The 888-nt window shown below is 70.4% G+C and carries 1 protein-coding gene; it reads right to left on the bottom strand.

The annotated features are described in order from the left end of the window. The coding region (locus FK530_RS24320; protein WP_158645198.1) for a type IV secretory system conjugative DNA transfer family protein at positions 1-888 on the bottom strand (888 nt) is incomplete at both ends.

Below are 888 nucleotides of genomic sequence, written 5' to 3' on the forward strand. Positions count from 1 at the left end.
GGCGGAGCGGGACACCAGCTCCTCCGCCGCCTCGACGACAGCGACGGTCAGCGCCGTGACGAGCGGGCCAGCGGTCCCGCGGCCCTCCTTGGACAGTGAGTACAGCGTGCCGCCGTCGGCGCGCACGAAGTCGTCGGGGCTGAACTGCTTACGCGGGTCGGCGGCACCCTGGGGCGTGACCCAGCGCGCGACCTGGCGATTCGTCAAGCAGGACGCCATCTGCATGGCCGTGCCGAAGATGCCGCCACGCTGCTTCTCCGGGGCGGAGACGACGCCGGCGACCTGATCGGCGGTGAGCGCGAAATCGTGCTCGCGCAGAATGTCGACGGCCGTCTCGTCGGTCGGCCTCGTCAGCCAGGTGTACACGTCGGTGATCGGCCGGTCATCGAGGGCCGCCGCGAGCAGGAGCCCGGCCAAGAGGTCCTGGCCGGCCGGGTCGAAGTACGCATCCGTCTTAGCCCCCGGATCACGGCTGCCCGACGCGAAGTGCTCAGCCAGCCGCGCGGCCTTCACCTCATCGGTGACGTACGAGAGCGGGTTCCACCACCAGATGGGCTCTTCCAACGCGATCGACTGCGGATCGAACACCCAGACCGGGCCGGCCTCGCTGCGGACGTCTCTGGTCGCGTCTACGACGTCGCGCTTGTTCGAGGTCACGAGCACCGCTCCGGGCGCATCGAGGATGGCCGGCACGGCGCGCGAGGTGGTCTTACCGGTGCGCGGACCCCAGATGTCGATGTGCATGTCCTCCCACGAGCCGTAGAGCTGCTGGCTGGCGGCGACCGTGCGGCCGATCGGAACGCCCGGTGCTCCGCTCACGCCGAGGCGTTCGGCCTTCGCGGTGACGCTCTTGCGGCTCAGGTCCTCGACGTCACGGCCGCGGCCCAT

The sequence above is a fragment of the Tsukamurella conjunctivitidis genome (assembly GCF_007858475.1).
Taxonomy (GTDB): domain Bacteria; phylum Actinomycetota; class Actinomycetes; order Mycobacteriales; family Mycobacteriaceae; genus Tsukamurella; species Tsukamurella conjunctivitidis.